General features: G+C 68.8%; 5 protein-coding genes and 1 pseudogene. 1 reads left to right on the top strand and 5 read right to left on the bottom strand.

Annotated elements, in window-relative coordinates; all coding sequences use genetic code 11:
* Positions 1-445, top strand: a 445-nt coding sequence (locus V6M57_RS14100) for a glycosyltransferase family 2 protein (protein WP_332815631.1), incomplete at its 5' end; no start/stop codon positions are given.
* Positions 446-561: 116 nt separating this feature from the next.
* Here the strand turns inward: V6M57_RS14100 and V6M57_RS14095 are convergent.
* The 5 genes and pseudogenes from V6M57_RS14095 to V6M57_RS14075 form a co-directional block, all read right to left on the bottom strand.
* Positions 562-2,001, bottom strand: coding sequence for a lipopolysaccharide biosynthesis protein (locus V6M57_RS14095; protein WP_332815630.1), 1,440 nt, complete (start codon positions 1,999-2,001; stop codon positions 562-564).
* On the bottom strand, positions 1,998-3,239 hold the full coding sequence (locus V6M57_RS14090) for a TDP-N-acetylfucosamine:lipid II N-acetylfucosaminyltransferase (RefSeq protein WP_332815629.1): 1,242 nt from the start codon (positions 3,237-3,239) through the stop codon (positions 1,998-2,000). The genes V6M57_RS14095 and V6M57_RS14090 overlap by 4 nt, the downstream gene beginning before the upstream one ends.
* Before the next feature lie 10 nt (positions 3,240-3,249).
* Entirely contained in the window at positions 3,250-3,915 is a 666-nt protein-coding gene (locus V6M57_RS14085; RefSeq protein WP_332815628.1) for a NeuD/PglB/VioB family sugar acetyltransferase, read from the bottom strand.
* Positions 3,912-5,096 carry a DegT/DnrJ/EryC1/StrS family aminotransferase gene (locus tag V6M57_RS14080; RefSeq protein ID WP_332815627.1) on the bottom strand — a complete coding sequence of 395 codons (1,185 nt, stop codon included), beginning with the start codon at positions 5,094-5,096 and terminating at the stop codon, positions 3,912-3,914. The genes V6M57_RS14085 and V6M57_RS14080 overlap by 4 nt, the downstream gene beginning before the upstream one ends.
* A 109-nt stretch (positions 5,097-5,205) precedes the next feature.
* Positions 5,206-6,685 (bottom strand): annotated as a pseudogene (locus V6M57_RS14075) (hypothetical protein); the annotation flags it as partial.

The raw sequence follows: 6,685 nt of genomic DNA, 5'->3' as shown, positions 1-6,685 counted from the left end.
GTTCGCCGCGACGGCGAACCTGATCGTTCGGCGGAACGTCTTCGAGGAGGTCGGTCCATTCGATGGCGCCCGCAAGTCCGGCGGCGACCTGGAATGGGGGCAGCGCCTCGCCGCAGCCGGTCACGTGCTGCGCTATGCCCCGCAGGTGGTGGTTCACCATCCTGCGCGCGGCGCATTGGGCGAGCTGGTCCTCAAGCGTCGCCGCACGGCGGGTGGACGGCTCATGGCCATCGGCGCAACGAAGCCTTCGGCAAGCACGGCAACCGTGTGGATCGACGCACAGCCACGTGGTATGCGGATGCTTGCCTGCCTCTTGTCCCGTCCACGGCGCCTGGGACTTTCCGGCACGCAGGGCTGGCGCGTGCTCGGCGTCGTTGCGATGCTGTGGGGCGTGGAAAAGATCGAGCGCCTACGTTTGCGTCTGGGCGGAGCACCTTTGCGCTGAGATCCGAAGGCGCAGCCATCCAGGTGGAGTGGGTCCGGATTCGCGCGCTGTGGTCATTTGCCCCGCCCCGGTGCGCCGCGGCTCGATAGGGCTGGGATCAGTGCAAGGGATTGCGGTCACCGCGCATCGACTCCTGTCACGGCTGCTCGCAACTCGCCAAGCGTGATCAAGCCTAGTCCGAGGCAGGCGCCGCCATAAACGAGGATCCCGGCCGCCGCCTGCGCCAGCAGTTCGGTGGCAGGGCCGAAAGTGATTGCCTGCCCCAGCCACCACACCACGCCGGCCATCGCCAATGCCACTCCCAGAAACGGCGCGAAGTCGCGCAGTTGCGCGGACAAACCGTAGCCCACCAGCCGCCGCGTGTAATGTCCGTTGATCGCGACCGCAACCAAGCCCGCGCCCACCGTGCTCCATGCGACCGCCAGCAGTCCCATCGGTACGGCGACCAGCAGCAGCGCGACGAGCACCGATTTCTTCAACACCTCCAGCCGCAGGAACAGCCTGGAATGCCCCATCGCCTTGAGCAGGATGAGGTTGATCTGGTGGAGCGGGTACAGGGTTCCCGCCAGGCAAAGTACCTGCAGCACCGGAATGCTGGGCGCCCAGCCGGGCCCGAACAGGAAAGGCACCAGCGGTTCGGCGATCGCAGCCATGCCGAGCATCGCCGGCAGATAAAGCAGCGAGGCGCTGCGAAGCGACGCGCGAGTGAACGCCAGCATGTGTGCACCGTCCCGCTGGCGTGCCGCCATGGCCGGCAGCGCGACTCTTTGCATGGCGGACGACAGCATTATCTGCGGCAACTGCTGGGTGGTGCTGGCGCGCATGTATAGGCCGAGGGAACTGGCCCCATGCAGGCGTCCGATCAATAGCGTGTGCAGGCGTCCGAATCCCGCGTCCAGCACGCCGGATGCCATCAATGGCACGGAATAATGCAACAGCGGGCGCAACGCCTGCATGGAGAACGCGCGCACCGGCCGCCAGCGGTGTGAAGCCCAGAGCAGGGCCGTGAAGGTCGCGCTGCCGAGCAGGCTCTGTCCTACCAGGCTCCAAGCGCCATAGCCGCGCAGGGCCAAAGCCACGCCGAACGAACCGGACAGCACGCTCGCGAGCAGGCCGATCCGCAGCTGCACCCCAAGCCGTCCTTCGCGCACCAGCAGTGCAACGTGGATCGCACCGAGCGCGTTGAACAGTACATTGAGCGACATGGCGGCGCTGATCGCGACCAGCCGCGGCTCGCCGTAAAGCATCGCGATGTACGGTGCGGCGAGCGCCAGCAGCAACGTCATCGCTGCACCAATCGCGGCATTGAAATAAAAGACGCTCGATTCCTCGAGCGGGGTGGTGGCCTGGCGTTGGATCAACGCCACACCGAGCCCGCCCTCGGCCATCACCGACGCCAGGCCGATGAAAATGGCGAGCATGGCCAACAGGCCGAACTCCTCCGGCGCCAGCAGGCGCGCAAGAATGATCGTGAAGCCGAACTGGATTGCCTGGCGCCCGACGGTGTCGGCCAGGCTGACCAGCGTGTTGCGCGACGTGGAGGGCCTGCCGTTCAATCTGCGTGCTTCCGTGGGAGAGCTTCGCATGCCTCAAGCAGTCTGCGCGTTTTGCGCTGCAATGCCGCAGGGCCGAAATTGGCGTCGATTGCCGTGCGCGCATGTGCGACCTGTGTGTCGTCCAATGCCGGCGCATCCGCGCCGAGGTGCGAGCGCAGTTCGTCGACGGAAAATATCTGGACGCCGAGACTCCGGTAAAAGGCATGCAGCGGGTTCTCCGGCCGCAGGAATACCTTGGCGCCATTGCAAAGGGCCGCGTTGATGGTGCCCAGCGCCTGTTGGCGGCGATGGTTCATGACCACGATTCCGCATGAGCGCATCAGGTCCGCGTATTGCAACGCCGGCACGAAATCGGCAAGCGGGTGGAAATGCTGGCCCAGCGTCTCCTTTCCGAGTTGGCGGATGGCTGACGCGTAACTGGCGTCGCCGTAGCCGAGGGGACAGACGACGGTGCGCCCGCCGAGCTCGCCCATCAACGCGAAGGCATCGGCATGGTTGTTTTCCGGAGTGGCCGAGTTGCCGAGCAGAATGTTGTCACCGAGCGCCGGTGCCTGCGCGCGCCGCGCGTGCTCCAGGCTCTGGTTGATGTCGTAATTCCATTCCGCCAGTCCCGGACCGAAACCGGGGTGTGCCTCGGTTAGCAGTCCGTACTCCTCGCGCAGCACCGGCGCGAAAAGACTGATCTTGGCCAGCAGAGCGGCCTCCCCGCCCATGCCGGGGCCCAGCCGGCGCAGGTCACGATCCATCCGCAGCCGTGCCAGGAACGCAGGCCACGACCAAGGCCGCCACAGCACATTGCAAGCGATGCGCAAGCGACGCAACCATCGTGCGCGATAGCGTGCCTCCCTCAGGCCCGCCACGAGCGCGCGCGTTTCCGGCAGCAGGAGTTCGTCTCCCGGGCGGATCAGGTGGTAATAGTCGCCGCCCCAGCCGATCCAAACGAAGCGTGTGCTGGCCGGCGCACGCGACACGATCCAGCGCGCAGCGTGAGAAAGCCCATGCAGGAAAACCACGCGGCTCCGCGCCAGTTGCCCAAGGAATGCGGGGCCCGTCGCCTGCTCCAGCGGAACGATTTCTGGCACGAAAGTCTTCAAGTGCACAAAGGGCCCTGGGGCGCCGACCACGACGAATCGGTGAAGTCCCGGCGCCGCGGACTCGAACAATGCACGCGCGGCATCGATGAACTTCTCATCGCGGATGATGTGGAGGTAGGCTGCCTCCGCGCCAGGGTAGGCCATGTACGTGCCGTCAGCGTTTGCGTAGCGCGGGAACGCCCGCCATCATCGCGCCGCACGCCACGTCCCCGGTTACGCAGGCGCCGGCGGCGATCACCGCGCGGTCTCCGATGCTGAGCGGACGATCGGGCCGGCCGTTGACGATGTTGGCGCCTATGCCGATGAACACTTCGGCCCCGATCGACACGTGTCCCGCAACATGGACGCCGGGGCTGAGGGTTGCGAATTCACCGATTTCCACGTCGTGGCTGATCGTGCAGCCGATGTTGACGTGGGCGTGGCGCCCAATGTGCGCATCGGTGGTCAGCACGGTGCCCGCACAGACAACTGCGCCTTCGGCAACCTCCACCGACGCGGAAAGCTCCACCCCGGGATGGATCAGCGTGGCTGCACGCAGGCCACGGTGTTCGCAGGCGGCGGCAAGCCTGCGCCTGGCGACCGCATCACCGATGGCGACCACGAACCGGGTCTGTCCGTCGGATTGCGCATCGCTCAGCAGGCCGATGGCGTGTTCCCCAGGCGGCAGGTACTTCGGGTCGTCCACGAGGTGGATGATTTCGAGATGTGAGTCCCAGCATTGGCGCGCCAGCCAGGCAATTTCCCGGCCATGCCCACCCGCGCCCACGACGTAGAGGCGCGTGAAGTCGCGCGGGCGCAACGCCGTGTGATGGGCACTCATGGGCCGTGGGCCTGCAGAACATTCCGGAAGAGGTCCGCGACTAGCCCCGGCGTGCCGGGCGGGAGCGTCGATCCACTGGGAAGCACCACCACCCGCCTGGCCACGGCCTCGGTATTCCCCAGCAACAGGCCGGCATGCGGATACAGGTCGCGGTACGGCTGCATCCGATGGCAGCCCGGCCAGAAATACTTGCGGGCGAGGATGTTCTCGGCCTGCAGCGCCGCCACAATCCGGTCGCGGCTGGCGGGGAATTGCGGATCGACCTCGGCCACCACGTACTGGTAGTTGGGATCCTGCGCATCGTCGTAGCGCAGCAGGCGCACGCCGTCGATCGCGGCGAAGGCCGCGGCGTAGGCTTCGTGGTTGGCGCGGTTGGCGGCGATGAAACCCGGCAGCGCGTCGAGGTTGACCAGGCCCATGGCGGCGTTGATCTCCGGCATCTTGCCGTTGGTGCCGGGGTGGATGACGTTGTCGTAGCCCTTGAAGCCGAAGTTGCGCATCAAGCGCATCGTCTCGGCCAGGGTGTCGTCGTCGGTGGTCACTGCGCCGCCTTCGAAGGTGTTGAACACCTTGGTGGCGTGGAAGCTCAGCACCTCGCAGCGGCCAAAGCCGCCGAGCTTGCGCGCGCCCAGGCGGCAGTCGAAGCCGTGCGCGGCGTCGAACATCAGCTGCAGGCCGTGTTCGTCGGCGATCGCCTGCAGCGCCGCAACCGGCGCCGGGCGGCCCCACAAGTGCACGCCGATGATGCCGCTGGTGCGCGGGGTGATCATGCGCCGCACGGCGGCCGGATCGAGGTTGTGCGTGGCTGGATCGATGTCGGCGAACACCGGCGTGATCGCCTGCCAGTGCAGCGCGTGCGCGGTGGCGACGAAGGTGTACGAGGGCACGATCACTTCGCCTTCCAGCCCCAGCGCGCGGATCGCGATTTCCAGGGCGATGGTGCCGTTGCACATCGCCACGCAGTGGCGCACGCCAAGCCGCTGCGCGATCCGGGTTTCCAGCTCCTGCACCAGCGGGCCGTCGTTGGTCAGCCAGCGGCGATCGTAGATCTCGGCGGTGTAACGCAGCAGGGCTTCGCGGTCGCCGAGGTTGGGCCGGCCGACGTGCAGCGGTTCGGCGAACGCGGGCGGTGCGCCGTTGATGGCGAGGTCGGCGGGGCCGGTGATGGTCTTGGTCGGCACGGCAGGGTCCGTTCGATGCGTTTTTCGGTCAGGCAGTGCGGATCAGCGGGTTACTTGGCCAGGCGGCCGACTGCATTGCCCTTCCCCGGGAATGCGTCGCCGGCAGCGGTCAACGGCCTTCGGCGGCGGCAAGCAGGGCCGTGCGCAGGGCGTCGATCTCATGCCGATAGTAGCCCGTACGCAACAGCAGCCAGCGATGCACGTCGGCCATCGACCGGATCCGGCGCGGTGCGTACTGCACGTCCAGCGACGCGTAATGGTCCAGGTGACGCAGGCCCAGCTCCGGGTGGCCGGCGTTGCCCAGGTCGGCGGCCATCGCCAGCGCCGAGGTCGGCCGCGGGTCCAGGTCGAGCGCCCGGTCGTACAGCTGCAGCGCGCGCTGCGCGTCGCCCGCGGCCAGCGCGTTGCGCCCGCGCAGGCGCAGCAGCGCCTGGCGGCGGCCGGGCGCGCGCGAGTAGGCGGGGTTGGCCTCCACCGCGTCCAGCAGTCGCTCCAGCCCTGGCATGCCCAGCGCCGCGCAGTCGCCGCGCAACACCGCGTCGTCCATCCGCAGCAGCCATTGCTGCATGCCCTGGTTCCAGCGTCGGTGCCGGCCCAGCGCGGCCTCGGCAGCGGCGAGATCGGCGGCCGACAGCTGGCCGGACGCGCAGCCTTCGGCGATCCGGTTGAGCGCGATCTCGACCTGGCCCGGCGTGCGCAGCGCAGCGCGTTGCAGCAATGCCTGCGCCTCGGTGTTGCGGCCGGCCTTCTCCAGCAGGTCGGCGGCGTAACCCTGCGCCCGCGGCGACTGCGGATTGCGCTGCGCCCACAGCAGCGCCTGCAGGGTCGGGTTGCCCCAGACTTCGGCGCGTTGCCAGGACAGCAGCAGCCACGCCGCGACCAGCGCCACCGCCAGCGCGCCGCGCAGGCGCGCCGCCGCGCCGGGCGCCAGCAGCCACGCCGCCAGCGGCCAGAACAGCAACAGCGCCGGCAGGTAGTTGCGATGTTCGAAATACAGTTCCAGCGGCAGCGGGCCGCTTTCCATGGCATGGCCGGCGAAGAAGAACAGCAGCGCCACCGCCAGCCGCGGCAGCCGCCGGCGCACGGCGAAGCCCAGCGCCAGCAGCGCGAGCACGCCGAGCAGCGCCGGCAGCGTGCTCGCCGGATCCAGCAGCCCGTGCGACACCGCGAAGCCGTCGTTGAACACGCCGCCGCTGCCCTCGCGCGGCACCAGCAGCAGGCCCAGGTAATCCATCAGCGCGCGCGGCTGGCTGAGCAGGCGTTCGCCCAGGTCCCAGCCGCGGATCGCGAGCGCGCGCCGCGCCGCGGCGGGCGCCTGCGCCAGCACGTAGCCGACGATCGCCAGCGCCGGCAACCCCAGCAGCAGCCAGCCGTCGCGGCGCACGCGCGCATTGCGCGGCGCCGGCAGCGCCGCCGCTTGCGGCAGGTACAGCACCCACCACAGCACCAGCGCCAGCAGCGGGGTGAGCAGGCCGTTGGCCTTGCCCAGCCCGGCCAGCACGGTGGCGCCGCCCACGCCCAGCACGCCCCAGGCCCAGCCGCGCCCATGGCGGCCGGCCTGCCAGTGCGCCCAGCAGTGGTCCCAGGCC

This window comes from Ramlibacter sp. (assembly GCF_036676645.1).
Classification (GTDB): domain Bacteria; phylum Pseudomonadota; class Gammaproteobacteria; order Burkholderiales; family Burkholderiaceae_C; genus Ramlibacter.
Note: the sequence above shows the minus strand (reverse complement) of the source record. Positions and strands in the feature narration are given on the sequence as shown.